Source organism: Aromatoleum toluclasticum ATCC 700605, assembly GCF_000378245.1.
GTDB lineage: Bacteria > Pseudomonadota > Gammaproteobacteria > Burkholderiales > Rhodocyclaceae > Aromatoleum > Aromatoleum toluclasticum.
In genome coordinates, this window is the sequence record NZ_KB899505.1 from 120,006 (window position 1) to 140,765 (window position 20,760).

Below are 20,760 nucleotides of genomic sequence, written 5' to 3' on the forward strand. Positions count from 1 at the left end.
TAGGTGATAACCACAATGCGGAAGTTCACACTGCCCATGATTCTCCCCGGTCGAAATAATCGCGGCCACGCAGTCAATAACCGAGGAGATGGATTTGGTAAAGAAACCGTTTTACACGTCGCTGTATTTCCAGGTCATCGTCGCGATCGTGATTGGCGTGCTGCTGGGGCATTTCTACCCGCAGACCGGCGCTGCGATGAAACCGCTGGGTGACGGCTTCATCAAGCTGATCAAGATGATCATCGCCCCGATCATCTTCTGTACCGTCGTCGTCGGCATCGCCGGCATGGAGGACATGAAGAAGGTCGGCAAGACGGGTGGCCTGGCGCTGCTGTATTTCGAGGTCGTCAGCACGATCGCGCTGATGGTGGGACTGGTCATCGTCAATACCGTCAAGCCGGGCGCCGGCATGAACATCGACGTGACGACGCTGGATACGAAAGCGATCGCCGCCTATACCGACCCGTCGAAGATGCAGAGCACGACGGAGTTCCTGCTGCACGTGATCCCGACAACCGTCGTCGACGCCTTCGCGAAGGGCGAGATCCTGCAGGTGCTGCTGTTCTCGGTGCTGTTCGGCTTCGCGCTGCACAAGTTCGGCGGCCGTGGCACGCCGGTGTTCGACTTCATCGAGAAGTTCTCGCACGTGCTGTTCGGCATCGTCGGCTACATCATGAAGGTCGCGCCGATCGGCGCGTTCGGCGCGATGGCCTTCACGATCGGCAAGCACGGCGTCGGCGCCCTCGCCCAGCTCGGCATGCTGATGGGCACCTTCTACGCGACCTGCCTCGTGTTCATCTTCGGCGTGCTGGGCCTGATCGCACGCATCCACGGCTTCTCGGTCGTGAAGCTGATCGCCTACATCAAGGAAGAGCTGCTGATCGTGCTGGGCACCTCGTCGTCCGAGTCGGCGCTACCGCGCATCATGGCCAAGATGGAGAACCTGGGCTGCAAGAAGTCGACCGTCGGCCTCGTGATCCCGACCGGCTACTCGTTCAACCTCGACGGCACCTCGATCTACCTGACGATGGCGGCCGTGTTCATCGCGCAGGCGACCAACACCCCGCTGGACCTGACGCAACAGCTGACCCTGCTTGCGGTGTTGCTCCTGACCTCGAAGGGCGCGGCGGGCGTCACCGGCAGCGGCTTCATCGTACTCGCCGCGACGCTGTCGGCCGTCGGCGGCGTGCCGGTGGCGGGCCTTGCGCTGATCCTTGGCATCGACCGCTTCATGTCGGAAGCTCGTGCGCTGACCAACCTGATCGGCAACAGCGTCGCGACCGTGGTCGTCGCGAAATGGTGCAAGGACGTCGACATGAAGGTGCTCAACAGCCACCTCAACAACGAGACGATCGAGGAAGCCAACGATCCCGAGGCCGTGCTCGACCAGCAGGACGCGCACATGGACGTGCGCCAGGCCGTGGCGAAGGTGACAGAAGCGGCCGAAATGCCGCAGCTCGCAGTGCCTGCCCGCGCGTAAGCGCGCCGCTTGCGGCAGCGAAAAGCACATCGGCCCGCCAGCATCCGCTGGCGGGCCGATTTCTTTGCTGCGCGAGGCCGGAACTCCCCGGCCCCGGGTCTGCGTCAGCCGGGCAGCAACACACCCGCGTTGCGGATCGCCTTCTGGTACTCCGCCGTCGATTCGTCGATCGTCTTCAGCGCGTTGTCGAGTTCGTTGCGCTTGGTCTGGGCGTCGGCATCTGCGCGGAGCTTGACCGCGCGGTCGAGCGTTCCCTTGAGCTGCGCCTCGCGAGCGCTGCCGTTGGGCACCAGCATCGGGATCAGCATGCGGTAGGTCTCGTTGCGGTCCTGCTCGTAGCGGTACTCGTCGCCCTTGCTGTCGAACTGCAGCGTGCGCACGAGCGTCTCGCCGCCGCGCAGGCGCTCGATCTGGACCTTGGTGCGCAGGTAAGCGTGATCGAGGATCGCGCGGCCGCGACGCGCATCGGCCGCGCGCTCGGCGTCGGCGTCGCCCATCAGCTTGTCCACGATCTTCACCTCGGCCCGACCCTTGTCGTCGCTCTTTTCCTCGGCGATGCGCGCCAGCGCGTCGCGCAGGGACTTGGTCGATTCCTTGCGCGCCGTGTACTCCTTCTGCTCGCGCGGGTCCGCGGCGGAGGCCGGCGCTGCCGCCTTGGCTCCGTTCGCCGCGGGCTTCACGAGCTCGGCAATCGAGAGCTTGGCGCCGAGGTAGGCATCTTCGAGCAACAGGCGTGCATCGAGGATTCTGCCGTCGGCCGCCGCAGCCTCGGCCTGCTTGATCTTCGCTTCGTTGTCCTGCACGACACGCGAATTGTCCACCTTGCGCTGCTCTCCGACACGCTTGAGCGCCTTGTTGAGCTCCCTGGTGCTGTCGAGCACGCGCGCAAAGTCGCTTTTCATCCGCGCTTCCTCGGCGGCCACCACGCGGGCCGACTGCACGTCGGCAAACACGTCGGCCGTTCCGAGAAAGCCCGCGCCCGCAACCAGCGCGGCCCCGAGGGCGAATTTCGATCCGTTCTTCATGCTATTCCCCTTGTTTTGCATGTTCCGGTGCATAGCCTTCCCCGCTTCCGGCCTCCCGTGGCTTCGATATGGACACGGGACGGGACGGCAGTGCCGTCCATGACCAAAGTCTAGCTCATTAGCCACGTCACGATCATGGGTTTGGTCAAATCGGCCACAGATTCGCAGGCCCCGTGCCGCGGCCGGATCGACGCCCGGGGGTATGCGAAAGACATTGCACCGGGACTTTTCGGGCGAATAGGGAATATTGCGCCGCCAGCCGGCGTTTACCCGTTGTCGGCGCCGGAAGGCGCGGCGACTGGAAAGACCCCGACAAGGAGATGAAGATGAATCGACTGATATGGACGGGCATCTGCGCATTGGCCGCAGGCTGCATCGCGAGTACCGCAACGGCCGCAGGACGGGACGACAAGATCCTCGAGTTCGACACGATGGTCGGAGTGCCCTTGCCCTATACGGGCCCGACCAACGCGATCCGGGGCGTGAACGGTGGCGGCCTGCCTTGGACCATCGCGGGAGCGGAAGGAGATCTCACGGCGTCCGGCAAGCTCGAGATCCGCGTCACGGGCCTGGTCTTTGCCGACGACTCCATCGTCCCGGAAAACATTCGCGGCAAGAACACCGTCCCGAATTTCCGAGCGATCGTGAGTTGCCTGAGCAGGAGCTCGCCGACGAGCGCATCGACCGTAAATGTGGTGACGGCCCCCTTCCCGGCCAGCGCAACGGGCGACGCCTATATCGAGGCCCAGCTGGAGCTGCCCCAGCCGTGCATCGCGCCGATCATCTTCGTGACGAGTCCGACCGGCGCGTGGTTTGCGGCGACGGGCATGTGAGCTTCGCCCGCCGCGCGACCGTCAGAAGCCGAGGCTGAGCCCGCCCTGCAGCGCGTAGGCACGCACGTCGTCCTGCGCGATGCGGGTCGACAGCGCGAGGTTGCCGCTCAGGGTCGGCGAGAACTTCGCGCCGACGCCGACGACCGCCGTGCCCCAGGTGCGCTCGGGCGCAAAGGCCGGCAGGGCGAAGCCGTTGGCGGGCAGGCTGGCGAGGCTCGCATGCACCTTGCGGTCGTCGTCCTCGAAATCGCGGTTGAGGGCGACGCGCGCGTACGGCAGGTAGCGGCCCAGATCCCAGCTCGCCTGGTAGCCGATGCTGCCGAGCAGGGAATTGCGGTCCTGGCTGCGGAAGGCCATCGTGGTCGAGGACTGCCCCTTCTCGGTGAAGCCGTCGACCTCGACCTGCTGCAAGTGCATGCCTAGCGTCGGCCCGTGGCGCAGCGCGCCCGCACTGAAGTCGTAGCCGGCCAGCACGCCCAGGGAGAGGTTGGTGCCCGAGGTCGAGCCCTTCATGGTGCGCTGCGCCGCGCCCAGCGTGACGTCGCGGCGGGTGTCGTAGTCGATGCTGCCGAATGCTCCGACCGCCGTCGCGTGCAGGGGACCGCTGCGGTAGCCGGCATACAGCGCGAGGGTCTGCTCGCGCTGTTCGTAGTCGCCGGCATCGGCGGAGAAATCGGCGTCGAACATGGCCAGGCCAACCGCTGCGCCGACGCTGAGCGAAGGCGAGATCCAGGTGTCGACGCCCACGGCGAGGTCATAGGGGTTGCCGCTGGCGCCGGGCACCGCTTCGCTCGACGAATATTTGAGGCGCCCGCCGCCGAGACTTGCCCACAGGTTGCGCCCGCTCTGCCCGCGCGCCCAGGCGCCGAGGGCGAGCTGGTCCTGCACGGTGGAGAACAGCGCCTCGCGGGTGTAGAGCGGCGACTCGGCAAGCAGCGACACCGCACCCGGTGCACGCAGTACGCCCAGCGCGTAATCGGCGATCACGCGATGGCCGGCGGTCGTCGGATGCACACCGTCGGCGAAGAGGAAGGTCTGGTCGGCACCCGGGGCGACAAGGTCGGCGGCCGTACACACCAGCGAGGGCGTAAGTCCGCAGGCGGGAACGGTCACGTTGGCGAAGCCATAGGGTGCGGGATCGGCACCGACTTCGCGCAGCAAGGAAAAGGTGTCGAGCGGGATGACCTGGATGCGGGCGGTAGCCAGGCCGCCGTACAGCACCTGGTTATAGGCACTCGAGAGTGCCGTGACGGCGGCAGCATTGGCGGGGCCGAGGGAGGCGCCGAAGGGCGTGGCACCGACGTCGGGGAGCGTCGAGACGAGGATGTAGCGCGCGCCGGCGGCCTTCAGCGTCCCGACTGCCGCGACCTGACCGGTTGCCGCCGTGACGATGTCGCCAAGCGGGTTTGACGATGTCTCGAGTGCCAGGAAGAGGTCGTTGGCGCCACCCCACACCGAGTACAGCGCTCCCGGGTCGGCCCGGCCGCCGGTGGACGCGAGGTAGGCGGCAATCTGGCTCTGGATCGGCGTCGCGAAGCGGGTCGGATCGGCGTCGGGGTAGCCCGGCCGGGCAGTCACGCGCGCGCCTCCCATCGCGTAGTTGCTGCCACCGGCCACGGCGGGCGTGGCATCCGTCCCGAGCGCTGCGGCGAGGTTCTCGCTCCACACCGGGCCCGGATTGGTCGTGAAGCGCCCGGTTCCCGGGGGCAGGAAGGCGGAAAAGCTGCCGGCATCGCTGAGGCTGTCGCCGAAGAAGTAGGTGTTGCTGAAGTCGGCCGCAGCCGCACTCGCGCTGAATGCCGCCGCGACGGCCATGCCGAGCAGGGACGGTCTGATCATCGGAAATCTCCGGTTGGTTCATGCCGCGAGCCGGCTCGCGGCGGGGGGGAGGGCGAGTATCGTACCGGCATTATCCAGCGTCAATCCGGCTGTCATGCAAGGCACGGCATGTAACAGCGTGTGCGGTAAGGATAGGCTGCCTTCCTTTAGAATGCGCGGATGAAGGTCACATCCGCATCGCGCATCGTCGCGACCCGCATCCTGGGCCTGGATCCCGGACTGCGCATCACGGGATTCGGCGTCATCGACAAGCTCGGCAGCCAGCTGCGCTACGTCGCGAGCGGCTGCATCCGGACACGCGACGGGGAACTCCCCGGACGCCTGAAGACGCTGCTCGACGGCGTGCGCGAGGTCATTGCGACCTATACGCCGGATCAGGCCGCGGTCGAGAAGGTGTTCGTGAATGTGAACCCGCAATCCACGCTGTTGCTCGGGCAGGCACGCGGCGCGGTGATCTGCGGCGCGGTGGCCTGCGACCTGCCGGTGCATGAATACACGGCCCTGCAGGTCAAGCAGGCAGTGGTCGGCTACGGCAAGGCGAACAAGGAGCAGGTGCAGCACATGGTGCAGCGCCTGCTCGCGCTCGACGGCAGCCCCGGTCCGGACGCGGCCGACGCGCTCGCGTGCGCGATCTGCCACGCACATGGCGGCGAGGGCCTCGGCGGCGTGACGGGCGGGCGCCGGCGCGCCGGCCGCATCCTCGTCCTCCCGCAGTAAGCCGATGCCCGACGAGCACCGTTCGGGCTGGCCGGTTGGCCGTCAGCCCTTGGGCAGGCGCCCCATCAGGTAGAACTCTTCGTTCGGGCGCATGCTGGAGAGGTTGGCGAGGCGGTTGCTCAGCGCGAAGAAGGCGGCAATCGCACCGATGTCCCAGATGTCGGCCTCGCTGAAACCGTGTTCGCGCAGGACGGCGAAGTCGGCTTCGTCGACGGTCGCGGCCGCGAGTGCGACCTTCATCGCGAAATCCAGCATCGCACGCTGGCGCAGCGTGATCTCGGCCTTGCGGTAGTTGGTCGCGACCTGATCGGCGACGCGCGGGTTCTTCGCGCGGATGCGCAGGATCGCACCGTGCGCGACGACGCAGTAGAGGCAGTTGTTCGCGCCCGAGGTCGCGACGACGATCATCTCGCGCTCGGCCTTGGTGAGCCCTTCGTTCTTTTCCATCAGCGCGTCGTGGTACGCGAAGAAGGCGCGGAATTCGTCCGGGCGATGGGCGAGGGTGAGGAAGACGTTGGGCACGAAGCCCGCCTTTTCCTGCACCGCGAGGATCTTCTCGCGGATGTCGTCCGGCAGGTCCTTGAGCTCGGGAACCGGGAAACGGCTGATCGCTTGTTCGCTCATATCATCTCTCCTCTCACCATAAGTATCAGCATATTATTATTTTTTATACCTCAATCAAATCGTGCCCGAAGCCCGGCCGCGCATCAGCTTCGCGGCCACCAGGCCATTGACCAGGCCGAACAGTGTCGCGGCGAAGGCAAACACGGGCACGAGATAGAACACGCCGTCGTGCGGCACGAGCCACAGCCGCGCGAGCACGAGCTGGCCGCCGATGTGCGCAAAGGCCGCCAGCACGCTCAGGCTCACGGGGCCGAACCAGCGCCGCGGCAGATGCATCGCGAGACCGAGCGTCGCGAGGCTCGCGAGGGAGCCCGAGAGGCTGAGGAAGAAGCCGGGCGCAAAGAGCTGGCCGAGCAGCAGGCTGCCGGCGAACACCCGCAGCAGTGCGACCCACACGGAGTCACGCCAGCCCCAGCGCGCGAGCACGATCAGGGTGACGATGTTCGCGAGCCCCGGCTTCACCCCGGGCAGCGGCAGGGGGATCGCGGCCTCGGCAACGGTCAGCACGATCGCGGCGGCGGCCAGCCGCGCGATGCGCTGGTCGTCCGCGGTAGGGACGATCTCAATAGTTGAGGGAGTCATAGTCCGCGGCACCGCCGGCAAGGCTCAGGGAGACCTGGTTGGGCGCGCAGATGGCCACCGCGCCCGAGCGCGTCAGCCAGCCCTGGCGCACGCAGTACTGGCGTGGGCCGGGGTCGGATGCGACGCGTGCGCGACCGGGCTCGATCTCGATGCGCGTGACGCCCAGGGGGCCGGGGACTTCGACGGTCTGCGCACGCGCGAGTCCGAGTTCGGCAAACACCTTTCCGCCGGCGCGCACGACGGCCTTGTCCGGCGCCCCGCCGCGCCATAGAACGAGCGCCGAAAGCACGCACACCAGTAATCCGGCGGCGAGCACGAGCCAGTCGCCCGGCCGCAGCAGGACGATCCATTCGGCCAGGCGCGCCTTCACTGGTCCGCCGGCCGCGCCCCGTGGTCCACCGCACGGCGCACGGCCGAGCGATGGCGGACCTGCACGCGGACGGATCCGGCAAAGTGGCGCCCCAGTTTCTCGGCCAGATACACCGAGCGATGCTGACCGCCGGTGCAGCCGATCGCGACGGTGAGATAGCTGCGGTTGTCGCGTGCGTAGCTGGGCAACCAGTTGGCGACGAAGCTGCGGATGTCCTCGTACATGCGCGCAACGTCGGGCAGGTTATCGAGAAAGTCGATCACCGGCTGGTCCTTGCCGGTAAAGGGCCGCAGCAGCGGGTCGTAATGCGGATTGGGCAGGCAGCGCACGTCGAACACGTTGTCGGCGTCGAGCGGGATGCCGTACTTGAAACCGAAGGACTGGAACATGAGCGTGAGCCCCGCGGTCGGCTCGATGTGCATGAAGTCCTTGATCCAGGCGCGCAGCGTGTTCGCCTGCAGCTCGCTGGTGTCGATGCGGTGACCGAGCGCGGCGATCGACTCGAGGGCGTCGCGCTCCTTCTGGATCGCTTCCTCCAGCGACACCTCGTCGCTCGCGAGCGGATGGCGCCGGCGCGTTTCCGAGAAGCGCGCGAACAGGGTGTCGTCGCGCGCCTCGAGGAAGATCACCCGCAGGTCACCGACCGTTCTGCGCAGATCCTCGATTTTCTGCGGCAAGGCCGCGATGTTGGCACCGGAGCGCACATCCACCGCGACCGCGACACGCTCGTAGCCGAGCCGCCGCAGCTCCGCCGCAAGCTTGGGCAGCAGGCTCGCAGGCAGGTTGTCCACGGCGTAATAGCCCGCGTCTTCGAGCACCTTGAGCGCAACGCTCTTCCCCGAACCCGACAAGCCGCTAATCAGAACGATCTGCATGACCCGAAACTCCGCATGGAGCGTCGATTATCTCCAAAGCAAGGCTCCGCGGCCAGCGCGGGACGATGACATCTATGACTAAAGTCGGATCACGCAGCGACCAGCAGCTCGCCTTCGCGCCGGGCGACACCGGCCCGCGTGAGGTCACCGACCAGCCAGTCCGCGAGCGCTTCCGGCGCGAGGCCGAGGAAGCGCGCGTTGGCTTCGCGGTACAGCGGCACACTGGCCAGATGCTCTGCGAGCGCGTCGATCCGCATGCTGCGCGCGTCAAGCAGCGAGAAAGTCATGCAGGCGCGGATCGCATTGCGCGCCATGCGCGCGCCGTCTTCCTCGAAGGCGCGCAGGCGGGCGAAGGCGCGTGCGAGGGCGTCGTCGAACTCGACGAAGGGTGCGCCGTGACCGGGGATCACGATGTCCACCGGCAGGCGGGCAATGGACTCCAGCGTGCGCCGCGTCGCGCCGATGCCGTCGCCCTGCCCCAGCACCTCGGCGAAGAGGATGCCGAAGCCGTCGCGCCACAGCGCATCGCCCGAGATCAGGAGGCGGCGGTCCGCGCTGTGGAACACCAGCGCGTCCATGTCGTGACCGGGAGCGGCGATCGCTCGCCACGCGAGCTCACCCATCTCCAGCGTATCGCCCGGATGCAGCGCACGGTCGGCATGGAAGCGTTCTCCGGACTGCGCGGCGGTCCGCAGCAGCAGCGCATCCTCGTCCCAGGCCGCAACCGCCGGCAGCATCCCCGCCGGAACGCTGATCGAGCAGCCGAAGGTGCGCTGCAGCAGCGCGTTGCCGCCGATGTGGTCGGAATGCGAATGCGTGTTGACGAGCTCCGCGAGGCGCCGCCCCGCCAGCTCCTCGCGCAACAATGCGACGGTCTGGTCGCCGTGGCTCACATAGCCGCTGTCCACCACGGTCGCCCGCTCGCCGTCGAACAACACGACGTTGTTGGCCGACAGCCAGCCGCGTTCGAGCACGCGGATCGTGTCGGGCAGCACGGCCGGGGCGCTCACTCGGATCCCTCGCCGACCTGCGCGGCGACGTTGTCGGGCAGCGGCACTGCGGCCTTCGGCGGCTCGACCGGCGCGTGCGGCACCGGCACACCGTCGATTTCCTCGGGCGTGCGCCCGCAGCCGAGACACACGCCGGAGTCCCAGTCGATCATGCACACACCGACACAAAGCGCCTCGCTCACCGGACTACCCTCCTGTCGTTGCATGGCATTTTCCCCAGGGGAGATAGTTCGCCCCCTTCGGGCGGCCGGGCGGCGGCGCTCACGCCCCCTCCTGCAATGGAAAAGTCGGCGCCGCAGCGGCGCCCGGGGTCGCACGGCGCCGGGCGACGAGTTCGAGGATGCGCAGTTTGTCGGCCTCCTCGCTGCGGCTCCAGCGCGCGATTTCGTCGAGGCTGCGGAAACAGCCCTCGCACAAGCCGGTGGTCGCGCTCATGCGGCAGATGTTGATGCAGGGGGATGCGATGCTCATGTCGGGGTCGGGGGTCTTGTTGGGGTAACGGGTGCGGCTTGTTGTCGTATTTGGTCTGCCGCGGCCCGATCGAGTTCATTAATGCACAACGATATCAGCTGGAACAGGCCGCCTTCGCCCGCTTCGCGAGCACCGCCCGGGCCACGCGCGAGGCCGGCTCGCGCCCGAGGACGGTGCTGATCCACGCGGCGATGTCGACCAGGCGCTCGACGTCGATGCCGGTCTGGATTCCCAGGCCGTTCAACAGCCATACGACGTCCTCGGTCGCGACGTTGCCCGACGCGCCGGCCGCGTACGGGCAGCCCCCGAGGCCGCCGACCGACGCGTCGTACACCGAGACCCCCATCTGCAGCGAGGCGTAGATGTTCGCCGCGGCCATGCCGTAGGTGTCGTGGTAATGGCCGGCGAGACGCTCCACGGGCACGCGCTTCATGACCGCTTCGAGCATGCGCGCGATGTTCACCGGATTGCCCGTTCCGATCGTGTCGCCCAGCGAAACCTCGTAGCAGCCCATCTCCATCAGCGTCGCGGCGACCTCGGCGACCTTCTCCGGCGCGACCGGCCCCTCGTAGGGGCAACCGACGACGCAGGAGACGTAGCCGCGCACTTTCACGCCCGCGGCGTGCGCGGCCTCGGTGACCGGGCGGAAGCGCTCCAGCGACTCGGCAATCGAGCAGTTGATGTTCTTCTGGCTGAAGGATTCGGACGCGGCGCCGAACACCGCGACCTCCTCCGCCCCGGCGGCGAGCGCGGCCTCGAAGCCCTTCAGGTTGGGCGTCAGCACCGGGTAGGACACGCCCGGACGGCGCTCGATGGCCGCCATCACCGCGGCGTTGTCGCCCATCTGCGGCACCCATTTCGGCGACACGAAGGACGTCGCCTCGATTGCCGTCAGCCCGGCATCGGCCAGGCGCGCGATCAGTTCGACCTTGGTTTCGGTCGACACGATCTGTTTCTCGTTCTGCAGTCCGTCACGCGGACCGACGTCGACGATGCGCACGTTTTGCGGCAGTTGCATTATCTCTTCCTCCGACCTGAGCTTATTGCGCGGGAACCCACGCCGCCGGGCGCTTCGACAGGAAGGCGTCCAGCCCCTCCTTCGCCTCCGGCGTCGCACGCAGGCCGGAAATCCGGCGGGCGGTGTCCTCGACGAGCTCGTCCGACACCGGCCGGTTCGCGACCGCGCGGATCAGGTCTTTCGCCGCAGCCTGCGACTTCGGACCACCTTGCAGCAACGCGAGGACGACTTCATTGACCTTTGCGTCCAGCTCCTCGGCCGCGACGACTTCATGCGCGAGGCCGATCTCGCCTGCACGCTGCGCCGGGATGCGCTCGGCCGACTGGAAGTAGCGGTAGGACTGGCGCTCGCCGATCGCGCGGATCACGTAGGGGCTGATCGCCGACGGGATGATGCCGAACTTGATCTCGGAGGTCGCGAACACCGCCTTGTCGGACGCGACGCAGATGTCGCACGCCGACGCGAGGCCCATGCCGCCGCCCAGCGCGGCACCCTGCACGCGCGCGATCGTCGGCTTGCGCATTTCGGACAGCGTGCGCAGCATGCCGGCGAGCTTGCGTGCGTCGGCGAGGTTCTCCTCGACGCTCGCCTCGCCCGCGGCCTTCATCCAGTTGAGGTCGGCGCCGGCCGAGAAGCTCTTGCCGCGCCCGGCGAGCACGACGACGCGCACGGCATCGTCCTCGTCCAGTTGCCGGCAGGCGGCGGTGATATCCGCGATGAGCTGCGCGTTGAACGCGTTGTGCACATCCGGACGGTTCATCCAGATCGTCGCCACGCCCTGTTCGCGTGCGATTTCGAGGGTTTCGTAGGTCAAGATCGTCTCCTGTCTTCGGGCGCCGGCGCTCTGCATGGCGCCGGTCGATTACGCATAAAAGGATCCCGCGGGACGCCAGGGGCATCTAGAGGGAGGCTGCAGGGAGAACACCCCCGGCGCCTGCTCCCGCAGGATCGGGAAACACATGTTGCTTAACGGTGCCGGCGACCAGAGTGGTTCAACGACTCGAGTCCCCATCGTAGGGCGGGAGGAGCGGAGCGCATCCCGCCACCCCGAACGATGGCATGGCGGGATTCGCCTTCGGCTGCTCCCGCCCTACCGCAACTTGCTGCTCAAACCGCGAGCGAGCGACCGATCACGAGGCGCTGGATGTCGCTCGCGCCTTCGTAGATCTGGCACACCCGCACGTCGCGGTAGATGCGCTCGACCGGGAAGTCGCTGACGTAGCCGTAGCCGCCGTGGATCTGGATCGCGTCCGAGCACACCTTCTCGGCCATCTCGGAGGCGAAGAGCTTCGCCATCGACGCTTCCTTGAGGCAGGGCCGGCCGGCGTCCTTCAGGCTCGCCGCGTGCCATACGAGCTGGCGGGCGGCTTCCAGCTGGGTCGCCATGTCCGCGAGGCGGAAGTTCACCGCCTGGTGCTCGAAGATCGGCTTGCCGAAGGTCTCGCGCTCGTGCGCGTACTTCACCGCCGCTTCCAGCGCCGCGCGCGCCATGCCCAGGCACTGCGCGGCGATGCCGATACGGCCCGCTTCGAGGTTGGACAGCGCAATCTTGTAGCCCTCGCCTTCGGCGCCGAGCAGCGCACCGGCCGGCACGCGGCAGTTCTCGAAGAGGATCTGGGCGGTGTCCGAGGCCTTCTGGCCCATCTTCTCCTCGATGCGCGCGACGATGTAGCCCGGCGTGTTCGTCGGCACGAGGAAGCAGGAGATGCCCTTCTTGCCGGCGTTCTTGTCGGTCACGGCGAAGACGATCGCAACGTCCGCTTCACGGCCCGTCGTGATGAACTGCTTCACGCCGTTGATGACCCACGCGTCGCCGTCACGCGTGGCGGTCGTCTTCAGCGCCGAAGCGTCCGAGCCCACGTGCGGCTCGGTCAGGCAGAAGCAGCCCAGCTTCTCGCCGCGCGCGAGCGGCTTCAGCCACTGTTCCTTCTGCGCGTCGTTGCCGTAGCGGTTCGGAATGCCGCAAGCGAGCGAGTTCTGCACACTGACGATGGTCGAAGTCGCGCCGTCACCGGCGGCGATCTCCTCCAGCGCGAGCACGAGACTCATGTAGTCCATGCCCGCGCCGCCCCACTGCTCGGGCACGACCATGCCCAGGGCGCCGAGCTCGGCGAGCTCCTTCAGTGCCTCGCGCGGGAAGGTGTGCTTGCGGTCCCATTCGGCGGCGAAGGGGGCCAGGCGCTCCTGCGCGAAGGCGCGCAGGGAGTCGCGGATCATTTCCTGTTCTTGCGTGAGGATCATTTACGCGAGCTCCACCGCCACTGCCGTCGCTTCGCCGCCGCCGATGCACAGGCTCGCGACGCCGCGCTTCTTGCCGTACTTCTTCAGCGCGCCGAGCAGCGTGACCAGGATGCGCGCGCCCGAAGCGCCGATCGGGTGGCCGAGCGCGCAGGCGCCGCCGTGCACGTTCACCTTGTCGTGCGGCAGGTCGAGTTCCTTCATCGCCGCCATCGTGACCACTGCGAAAGCTTCGTTGATCTCCCACAGGTCGACCTGGTCCTTGGTCCAGCCGGCCTTCGCCAGCACCTTCTGCATCGCGCCGACCGGGGCGGTCGTGAACCAGGCGGGTTCCTGTGCGTGCGTCGCATGGCCGACGATGGTCGCCAGCGGCTTCAGGCCCAGCTTGTCGGCGGTCGAACGGCGCATCATCACCAGCGCCGCGGCACCGTCGGAGATCGACGAGGAGTTGGCGGCGGTGACCGTGCCGTCCTTCGAGAACGCGGGCTTCAGCCCGGCGATCTTGTCGATCTGCGCCTTCGGCGGCTGCTCGTCCTTGTCGATGACGACATCGCCCTTGCGGCCCGACACGGTCACCGGCGCGACTTCCCACGCGAAGGAACCGTCCTTGATCGCGTTCTGCGCGCGCGTCGTCGAGGCGATCGCGAACTCGTCCTGCGCCGCGCGGGTGAAGCTGAAGTGACCTGCGCAGTCTTCCGCGAAGGTGCCCATCAGGCGGCCCTTGTTCTCCTTCGAGTAGCTGTCTTCGAGGCCATCGAGGAACATGTGGTCGAGCACCTGGCCGTGGCCGAGGCGGTAGCCACCGCGCGCCTTGGGCAGCAGGTAGGGGGCGTTCGACATCGACTCCATGCCGCCCGCGACCATCACGTCGTTGGTGCCGGCGACCAGCAGGTCGTGCGCGAGCATCGTCGCCTTCATGCCCGAACCGCACACCTTGCTCACCGTGGTGCAGCCGGCCGACAGCGGGAGCCCCGCGCCCAGCGCCGCCTGACGGGCCGGCGCCTGGCCGACGCCCGCGGGCAGCACACAGCCCATCAGCACTTCCTGCACCTGCTCGGGAGAGATCCCGGCGCGTTCGACGGCGGCCTTGATGGCGACGGCGCCCAGCTGCGGGCCGGTCAGGCCGGACAGCTCGCCCTGGAAACCGCCCATCGGCGTGCGGGCGGCGGAAACGATAACGACGGGATCACTCATGCTTCTCTCCTGTAAAACGTCTTGGTTACCCGGCTCTCAGGCCAGTGATTCGAGCGCCGCGACGTAACGCGGCATCAGGTCTTCGGGACGGCGCACGTTGAGCCCCAGGTCGCGCACCAGTCCGTCCTTCAATCCATAGATCCACGCATGCACTGTCAGCGGCTGGCCGCGGCGCCATGCGTCCTGCACCACCACCGTCTGGCACACGTTCACGACCTGCTCCAGCGCATTGAGCTCGCACAGGCGGTCGTGCGCAAGCTCGGGCGCAAGCGCGTCAACGACCTTCTGGTGCTTCACATGCACGTCCTGCACGTGGCGCAGCCACAGGTCGACCAGCCCGATGCGCTCGCACATCAACGCCGATTTCACGCCGCCGCAGCCGTAGTGACCGACCACCATGATGTGCTTGACCTTCAGCACGTCGACCGCGAACTGGATCACCGACAGGCAATTGAGGTCGGTATGCACGACGACGTTCGCGACGTTGCGATGCACGAACACCTCGCCCGGCAGCAGGCCGATGATCTGGTTCGCCGGCACGCGCGAGTCCGAGCAGCCGATCCACAGGTATTCGGGCGACTGCAGCTTCGACAGCTTCTCGAAGAAAGTCGGATCGACCTGGTGCATCTGCTGCGCCCAGGCGCGGTTGTAGTCGAACAGGTGGAACAGGTTCTCGTTGGCGACCTCTTCCTCGGACCAGTTCTCGAGGTCGAGCGAAAGCAGGATCGCACCTTCGACGGGCGTCGGGTAATAGGCCGGCGCCTCCTTGAAACCCATCTCGCGGTACAGCTTCAGCGCGATGCGCATCGCCGGCATCGTGTCGAGCATGATGCGGCGGTAACCGAGATCCTTCGCGCTGCGGATTGCCGCAAGCACGAGGTCACGGCCGATGCCCAGCCCGCGGTGTGCGGGTTCGACGTACAGGCGCTTCATCTCGCACATGCCGCCGGTGGTCGGACGCAGGCCCACGCAACCGGCCGGCTGGCCGTCGATCTCGGCGTAGAACAGACGCCCCTCGGGCGCCGCATAGGAGCCGGGCAGCGACGCCATCTCGTCGCCGAAGCCCTGAAAGCACAGATCCACGCCCAGCCACGCCGCGTAATTGCGGAAGAACTGGCGTACGTGATCCAGTTCGGTCTTGTCGTCAGCACTCAGTATGCGAAGCTTCGTTGCCATCGTCACTCCCAGGAACAGTCGCAGGCGGAAGCCCCTGCCGGCTTCCGCGGGTTGTCGTTGCACGACGGGGCCATGCCCCGTCACCAACCCGCCATGCTGCCACAGTCCGGACCGGGCCCGCGCCACGCGGGCGGCGCTTTTCTTGCGGGAGCGGCTTCTTCCCGCCAGCCTCATGCCCTGCCGGACTTCGACCGTCCTTCCGGCCCTTGCGCTGTGCCTGTTGTCATTACGTTTACGTCAACGTAAACTAACCGTCAAAAAAATCAAGCCCCGGCGCGCATGCGACGCACGACTTCCGCGCGCTCCTCGACGGCACGGGACGCATCATGGCCCAGGAGTTCGGAACATTGTTTCTCGAGCGAATCGATCTCGCCCAGCACCGCCTCGATGTCCTCGCGCTGCTGCTCGAGCGCGGCACGCCGGTCGGCGAGCACGACCAGGAAGCGCAGCAGCTGGGGGGCCGCGTTGCGCACGCCGCCGTGCATCTCGATCAGCTCCTTGATCTCGGCGAGCGACAGGCCCAGGCGCTTGCCGCGCAGCGTCAGCTTGAGCCGGGTGCGGTCGGATTTCGTGTAAACCCGGGTGCGGCCGGCTCGCGACGGGTTCAGCAGACCCTGGTCTTCGTAGAAGCGGATCGCCCGTGGCGTCACGTCGAATTCCCGCGCGAGTTCGGTGATGGAGTAGGTTTGTTCGCTTGCCATTGGCCGACCGATCGAAGTAAAACCGGTCCGGAGAGGGCGCGTTGCGTGCCCACCAGCCCGGACAGGGCCGAAAAGTTAACCAGAATTCGAGAGGCAGGGCAATGTCCGCCTGCCCCCTCCAACGGAGACAGTGCAATGACGGCAACCGGAGAACTGCAGTACCCCTTCGATGACACCCCCGGTGCGGGCGAAGTGAAACAGGTCGCGCCCGGAGTGGGCTGGGTACGCATGCCGCTACCCTTCGCGCTCAATCACATCAATCTGTGGACGCTGGACGACGGCGACTCGCTCACCGTCGTCGACACCGGTTTCGGCCTCGACGCGGTGCGCGACAACTGGAACGCGATCCTCGACCGCGACCGGCGCCCGCTGTCGCGGATCGTCGTCACCCACAGCCACCCCGATCACCTCGGTCTCGCGAGCTGGCTCGCCGAACGCGACGGCGCGCCGGTGCAGATGACGCAGGGCGAATTCTTCAACGGCCACGCGATCTGGAACCAGGTCGCGGGCAACGCCATCGATGAGATGGTCGCGCACTTCGCCGCCCACGGGCTCGACGCCGAACGCCAGGCGGAACTGCGCGAGCGTGGCAATTCGTACCGCAAGGGGGTCCCGGCCCTGCCGAAATCCTACCAGCGCATCTTCGACGGCGACGTGCTGCGCATCGGCACGCACGACTGGCGTGTGATCGTCGGCTACGGTCACTCCCCCGAGCACGCGAGCCTGTATTGCGAGTCGCTCGGAGTGCTCATTTCGGGCGATATGCTGCTACCGCGCATCTCGACAAACATCAGCGTTTACGCCCTCACCCCGGAAGACGATCTGCTCGGCTGGTTTCTCGAATCATTAAATCGCTTCAAGGACTTGCCCGACGATACGCTCGTGCTACCATCACACGGGCATCCGTTCCGCGGCATCCGTGCGCGCATCGAACAACTCAATGCGCACCACCGTGAACGCTGCGATGCACTATTGGACGAAATCAAGACCCCCCGCAGCGCAGGGGAACTGCTATCGACGCTGTTCCCCCGTGAGTTGGACACCCATCAGGTCATGTTCGCCATGGGAGAGGCGATTGCACACCTCAACTATCTCGTCGCGCGCGGCGAGATCCGCAGGGTGAGCGACCGGACAGGCATCATCCGATTCGAAAAATCAGAGTGAAAACAGGAGCAAGACTAGAGATGGCCGCACCAACCCCCGAGACAGTATTCGCCGACCTGCCCGACCCCAAGGAAGTCGCGAAAACCTATGCCGAGGTGGCCCAGCGCGCCTCGCACCTCATCAGCGAACACGTCCAGCGCCAGCTGAAGAAAGGGGTTTCCACCCCCAGCGACGAACTGGGCATTGCGCAGGCCTTCATGGACATGATGGCCAAGCTGCTGGCCAATCCGTACAAGCTGGCGCAATCGCAGATGAACCTGGTGTGGGACTACTTCTCGCTGTGGCAGCACTCGATGCTGCGCGTGATGGGGATGCAGGGCACGCCGATCGCCCAGCCGGACAAGACCGACAAGCGCTTCAAGGACGAGCAGTGGGAAGAGCACTTCCTGTTCGACTTCATCAAGCAGTCCTACCTGATCGCCGCGCGCCACGTGCATGACACCGTGTGCTGCGTCGACGGCCTCGACGAGCAGACGCAGAAGAAGGTCAATTTCTACACGCGCCAGTACATCGACGCGCTGTCGCCGTCGAACTTCGCGCTGACCAACCCGGAAGTGTTCCGCGAGACGGTCAAGAACAACGGCCAGAACCTGATCAAGGGCCTCAACAACCTGCTGCGCGACATGGAAGACGGCGGCGGCCAGCTGCGCGTGCGCATGACCGACACCAGCGCCTTCGAGCTGGGCAAGAACGTCGGCACGACGCCGGGCAAGGTCGTGTTCCAGACCGACATGATGCAGCTGATCCAGTACACGCCGACGACGCAGAAGGCCTACAAGCGCCCGCTGCTGATCGTGCCGCCGTGGATCAACAAGTTCTACATCCTCGACCTGCGCGAGAAGAACTCGTACGTGAAGTGGTGCGTCGACCAGGGCCACACCGTGTTCGTGATCTCGTGGGTGAACCCGGACGAGCGCCTCGCAAACAAGACCTTCGAATCCTACGTGCTCGAAGGTATCGTCGCCGCGCTGGACGCGATCGAGAAGCAGACCGGCGAGAAGGAAGTGAACGCCTGCGGGTACTGCCTGGGCGGCACGCTGCTGGCGACCACGCTGGCCTATCTCGCGGCCAAGAAGCAGAAGCGCATCGCCGCGGCGACCTTCTTCACGACCATGACCGACTTCTCGGACCCGGGCGAGCTGGGCGTGTTCATCGACGAGCAGCAGGTGTCCAGCCTCGAGAAGAAGATGTTCGAGCGCGGCTACCTCGAAGGCGCCGAGATGGCGGGCACCTTCAACATGATGCGTGCCAACGACCTGATCTGGTCCTTCGTCGTCAATAACTACCTGATGGGCAAGGATCCCTTCCCCTTCGACCTGCTGTACTGGAACTCCGACTCGACGCGCATGCCGGCGAAGATGCACAGCTTCTACCTGCGCGCGATGTACATGGAAAACCGCCTGGTGCAGCCCGGCGGCATCGAGATCGACGGCGTGCCGATCGACCTCGGCAAGATCAAGACGCCGTGCTACTTCATCTCGACGCTGGAAGACCACATCGCGCCGTGGAAGAGCACCTTCACCGGCGCGACCAAGTTCGGCGGCCCGGTGCGCTTCGTGCTGGGCGGCTCGGGCCACATCGCGGGCATCGTCAACCCGCCGGTCGCGAACAAGTACGGCTACTGGCTGAACCCGGCCGCCAAGCTCGCCGAAGACGCCGACAAGTGGTTCGAGGGCGCCGAACACCAGCAAGGCTCGTGGTGGACCGACTGGCAGTCCTGGGTCACCGCACACGACGCGGAGCAGGTCGACGTGCGCGATCCGGCCAAGGGCAAGCTGAAGGCGCTGGAAGACGCCCCGGGCTCCTATGTCAAGATCCGTCTCGACGCTCAAGAGGCCGCTTGATCCCCGCCTGATCCGTATGCGGCGACAATGAACGCGAGGGGGCCCCGGCCCCCTCGTCGTCGTTTACCGCCACCCCCGACGCCAATCCGCCCTTCGGCCTCCGCGATGACCGCCACCCCACTTCCACCCTCACCTGCCCCTGCCCCATCAGCCCTGCGTCTCGTGCTCGACACGAACACCGTGATGGCACTGTGGGCGTTCGAGGATCCGAAGCTCGCGCACCTGCGTGCGCTGATCGACGGCGGCGCGCCGCGACTGCTCGTCAATGACTTGACGCTGGAAGAACTGCGGCGCGTGCTCGCCTACCGCCAGTTCGGGATCCCTGCGGAACGGCAGGCCGCGATCCTCGCCGCCTATGCGGCCCGCGCCACCGTACTACCCGCGCGGGAGGATGCGAACGCCCCAGCCCTGCCCGCGTGCCGCGACGCCGACGACCAGAAATTCCTCGAACTCGCGCGCGACGGCGGCGCAACGCATCTCGTGAGCCGCGACAAGCTGCTGCTCAAGCTCAACCGCCACCGGCTGGTGAAGCCGCTGTTCGCGATCCTGAGCCCGGAAGCCCTGCAGGACACGCTGCGGCTCGCCACGCTGTAGGGCGGGAGGAGCCGAAGGCGTATCCCGCCGTGCGGCGGTCGGGGCGAGCAGGATGGCGGGATACGCTACGCTGCTCCCGCCCTACGTGTCGACGGACCAAATCCCGCCGGCCGCCGAAACGGCGGATTCCATGCGTTACGCGCAGCCAGCAAGCGCGCGGCGCAACGCGGCGAGGTGGCGCAGGCCAGAGGGCGCGCGACTGCCGTACCAGGATGTCATTTCGCCATCGATCAGCGACACGGGACGACCGGAAAGGGCCGCAACTTCGGCGAGGTGCATTTCGCGGAAGCGGTAGGGCTCGGTCGACAGGAACACGCGGGCGACCTCCGCCATCCACGGCGCCTGCCAGTCGATCGAGGGGTAGCGGTCGGAGGTCCCGACGGGAAGCGTGTCCCACCCCACCTCGGCCAGCGTCGCGGAGATGTAGGTGTCGCGCGCGACACTCATCCACGGCTCGCGCCAGATCAGGTAGAGCGCCGCCTCACGCGGCAACGCACCCGCGACGGCGCGCGCTTCGGCGAGCGCGGCCTCGAGCTCCGCGGCGAGGCGATCCGCCTGCTCGGTGCAGCCGAAAATGCCGCCGAAGAGGCGATACAGGCCGAGATTGTCCGCCGGCGTGCAGGGATGGGTCACGATCACGTTCGGCACGAAGGCAGCGAGCTCCTCCACCGTCTCGCGCCGGTTCTCGTCGATATTGACGATCAGATGGGTCGGCGCGAGCGCACGCACGACATCCATCTTCACGTCCTTCGTGCCACCGACCTTGGGCACGGCCTTCAGGACATCGCGCGGATGCACGCAGAAGCCCGTGCGCCCCACCAGACGGTCGGCCTGCCCGAGCTCGCACACGAGTTCAGTCAGCGAGGGCACGAGCGACACGATGCGCACGTCGCCGCCGGCGGGCCGGTGTTCGGCGCCGAGTGCGTCGCGGAGGATCGGGGCGGCGTTGGCCACGGGAGGCATTTTCATCGACATGAGACCTGAACGGGAATCGCTCGCAATTGT

General features: G+C 66.8%; 22 protein-coding genes. 6 read left to right on the forward strand and 16 right to left on the reverse strand.

Annotated features, from left to right (window positions below; genetic code table 11):
• Positions 1–88: 88 nt before the first annotated feature.
• Entirely contained in the window at positions 89–1,480 is a 1,392-nt protein-coding gene (locus F464_RS29235; protein ID WP_018991896.1) for a dicarboxylate/amino acid:cation symporter, read from the forward strand.
• Positions 1,481–1,584: 104 nt separating this feature from the next.
• Here F464_RS29235 and F464_RS0121355 read toward each other — a convergent pair whose 3' ends face one another.
• Complete coding sequence (locus F464_RS0121355) at positions 1,585–2,505, reverse strand: hypothetical protein (protein ID WP_018991897.1); 921 nt, start codon at positions 2,503–2,505, stop codon at positions 1,585–1,587.
• 326 nt (positions 2,506–2,831) lie between these two features.
• Between F464_RS0121355 and F464_RS0121360 the strand changes: the two genes are divergently transcribed.
• A complete protein-coding gene (locus F464_RS0121360; protein ID WP_157354042.1) occupies positions 2,832–3,338 on the forward strand; it encodes a hypothetical protein in 507 nt (168 codons plus the stop codon).
• Positions 3,339–3,359: 21 nt separating this feature from the next.
• Here F464_RS0121360 and F464_RS0121365 read toward each other — a convergent pair whose 3' ends face one another.
• Entirely contained in the window at positions 3,360–5,177 is a 1,818-nt protein-coding gene (locus F464_RS0121365) for an autotransporter domain-containing protein (RefSeq protein ID WP_018991899.1), read from the reverse strand.
• A 159-nt stretch (positions 5,178–5,336) separates the two neighbouring features.
• Between F464_RS0121365 and ruvC the strand changes: the two genes are divergently transcribed.
• Complete coding sequence (ruvC, locus tag F464_RS0121370) at positions 5,337–5,894, forward strand: crossover junction endodeoxyribonuclease RuvC (protein WP_018991900.1); 558 nt, start codon at positions 5,337–5,339, stop codon at positions 5,892–5,894.
• A gap of 42 nt (positions 5,895–5,936) precedes the next feature.
• Here the strand turns inward: ruvC and F464_RS0121375 are convergent, their stop codons facing one another.
• From F464_RS0121375 to F464_RS0121435, 13 genes are all read right to left on the reverse strand, one after another.
• Positions 5,937–6,518, reverse strand: a complete 582-nt coding sequence (locus F464_RS0121375) for a peroxidase-related enzyme (RefSeq protein ID WP_018991901.1) — start codon at positions 6,516–6,518, stop codon at positions 5,937–5,939.
• 54 nt (positions 6,519–6,572) lie between these two features.
• Positions 6,573–7,100 (reverse strand): Gx transporter family protein, encoded by a 528-nt coding sequence (locus F464_RS0121380; protein WP_018991902.1) that lies wholly within the window; start codon positions 7,098–7,100, stop codon positions 6,573–6,575.
• Positions 7,081–7,470 carry a NusG domain II-containing protein gene (locus F464_RS0121385; protein WP_018991903.1) on the reverse strand — a complete coding sequence of 130 codons (390 nt, stop codon included), beginning with the start codon at positions 7,468–7,470 and terminating at the stop codon, positions 7,081–7,083. The genes F464_RS0121380 and F464_RS0121385 overlap by 20 nt, the downstream gene beginning before the upstream one ends.
• Entirely contained in the window at positions 7,467–8,345 is an 879-nt protein-coding gene (rapZ, locus tag F464_RS0121390; protein WP_018991904.1) for an RNase adapter RapZ, read from the reverse strand. The genes F464_RS0121385 and rapZ overlap by 4 nt, the downstream gene beginning before the upstream one ends.
• An 89-nt stretch (positions 8,346–8,434) precedes the next feature.
• Positions 8,435–9,355 (reverse strand): MBL fold metallo-hydrolase, encoded by a 921-nt coding sequence (locus tag F464_RS0121395; RefSeq protein WP_018991905.1) that lies wholly within the window; start codon positions 9,353–9,355, stop codon positions 8,435–8,437.
• On the reverse strand, positions 9,352–9,561 hold the full coding sequence (locus F464_RS0121400) for a DUF1289 domain-containing protein (protein WP_018991906.1): 210 nt from the start codon (positions 9,559–9,561) through the stop codon (positions 9,352–9,354). The genes F464_RS0121395 and F464_RS0121400 overlap by 4 nt, the downstream gene beginning before the upstream one ends.
• A gap of 55 nt (positions 9,562–9,616) precedes the next feature.
• Positions 9,617–9,826, reverse strand: a complete 210-nt coding sequence (locus F464_RS0121405; protein WP_018991907.1) for a DUF1289 domain-containing protein — start codon at positions 9,824–9,826, stop codon at positions 9,617–9,619.
• A gap of 94 nt (positions 9,827–9,920) precedes the next feature.
• Positions 9,921–10,844, reverse strand: coding sequence for a hydroxymethylglutaryl-CoA lyase (locus tag F464_RS0121410; RefSeq protein WP_018991908.1), 924 nt, complete (start codon positions 10,842–10,844; stop codon positions 9,921–9,923).
• Positions 10,845–10,866: 22 nt separating this feature from the next.
• Positions 10,867–11,658 carry an enoyl-CoA hydratase/isomerase family protein gene (locus F464_RS0121415; protein WP_018991909.1) on the reverse strand — a complete coding sequence of 264 codons (792 nt, stop codon included), beginning with the start codon at positions 11,656–11,658 and terminating at the stop codon, positions 10,867–10,869.
• Between the two features lie 293 nt (positions 11,659–11,951).
• On the reverse strand, positions 11,952–13,085 hold the full coding sequence (locus tag F464_RS0121420) for an acyl-CoA dehydrogenase (protein WP_018991910.1): 1,134 nt from the start codon (positions 13,083–13,085) through the stop codon (positions 11,952–11,954).
• A complete protein-coding gene (locus tag F464_RS0121425) occupies positions 13,086–14,276 on the reverse strand; it encodes an acetyl-CoA C-acetyltransferase (RefSeq protein ID WP_018991911.1) in 1,191 nt (396 codons plus the stop codon).
• Positions 14,277–14,312: 36 nt separating this feature from the next.
• Complete coding sequence (gene can, locus F464_RS0121430; RefSeq protein WP_018991912.1) at positions 14,313–15,452, reverse strand: carbonate dehydratase; 1,140 nt, start codon at positions 15,450–15,452, stop codon at positions 14,313–14,315.
• Between the two features lie 263 nt (positions 15,453–15,715).
• Positions 15,716–16,153, reverse strand: coding sequence for a MerR family transcriptional regulator (locus tag F464_RS0121435; RefSeq protein ID WP_018991913.1), 438 nt, complete (start codon positions 16,151–16,153; stop codon positions 15,716–15,718).
• A 135-nt stretch (positions 16,154–16,288) separates the two neighbouring features.
• Here F464_RS0121435 and F464_RS0121440 point away from each other — a divergent pair, with 135 nt between their 5' ends.
• From F464_RS0121440 to F464_RS0121450, 3 genes are all read left to right on the forward strand, one after another.
• The gene (locus F464_RS0121440) at positions 16,289–17,317 is read left to right on the forward strand and encodes an MBL fold metallo-hydrolase (RefSeq protein WP_018991914.1); all 1,029 of its coding nucleotides are present in this window, start codon (positions 16,289–16,291) and stop codon (positions 17,315–17,317) included.
• A 20-nt stretch (positions 17,318–17,337) separates the two neighbouring features.
• Positions 17,338–19,161 (forward strand): PHA/PHB synthase family protein, encoded by a 1,824-nt coding sequence (locus F464_RS0121445; RefSeq protein WP_018991915.1) that lies wholly within the window; start codon positions 17,338–17,340, stop codon positions 19,159–19,161.
• Positions 19,162–19,266: 105 nt separating this feature from the next.
• Entirely contained in the window at positions 19,267–19,755 is a 489-nt protein-coding gene (locus tag F464_RS0121450; protein WP_040395662.1) for a putative toxin-antitoxin system toxin component, PIN family, read from the forward strand.
• A gap of 135 nt (positions 19,756–19,890) precedes the next feature.
• Here the strand turns inward: F464_RS0121450 and F464_RS0121455 are convergent, their stop codons facing one another.
• On the reverse strand, positions 19,891–20,724 hold the full coding sequence (locus F464_RS0121455) for a helical backbone metal receptor (RefSeq protein ID WP_051092335.1): 834 nt from the start codon (positions 20,722–20,724) through the stop codon (positions 19,891–19,893).
• Between the last annotated feature and the right edge of the window lie 36 nt (positions 20,725–20,760).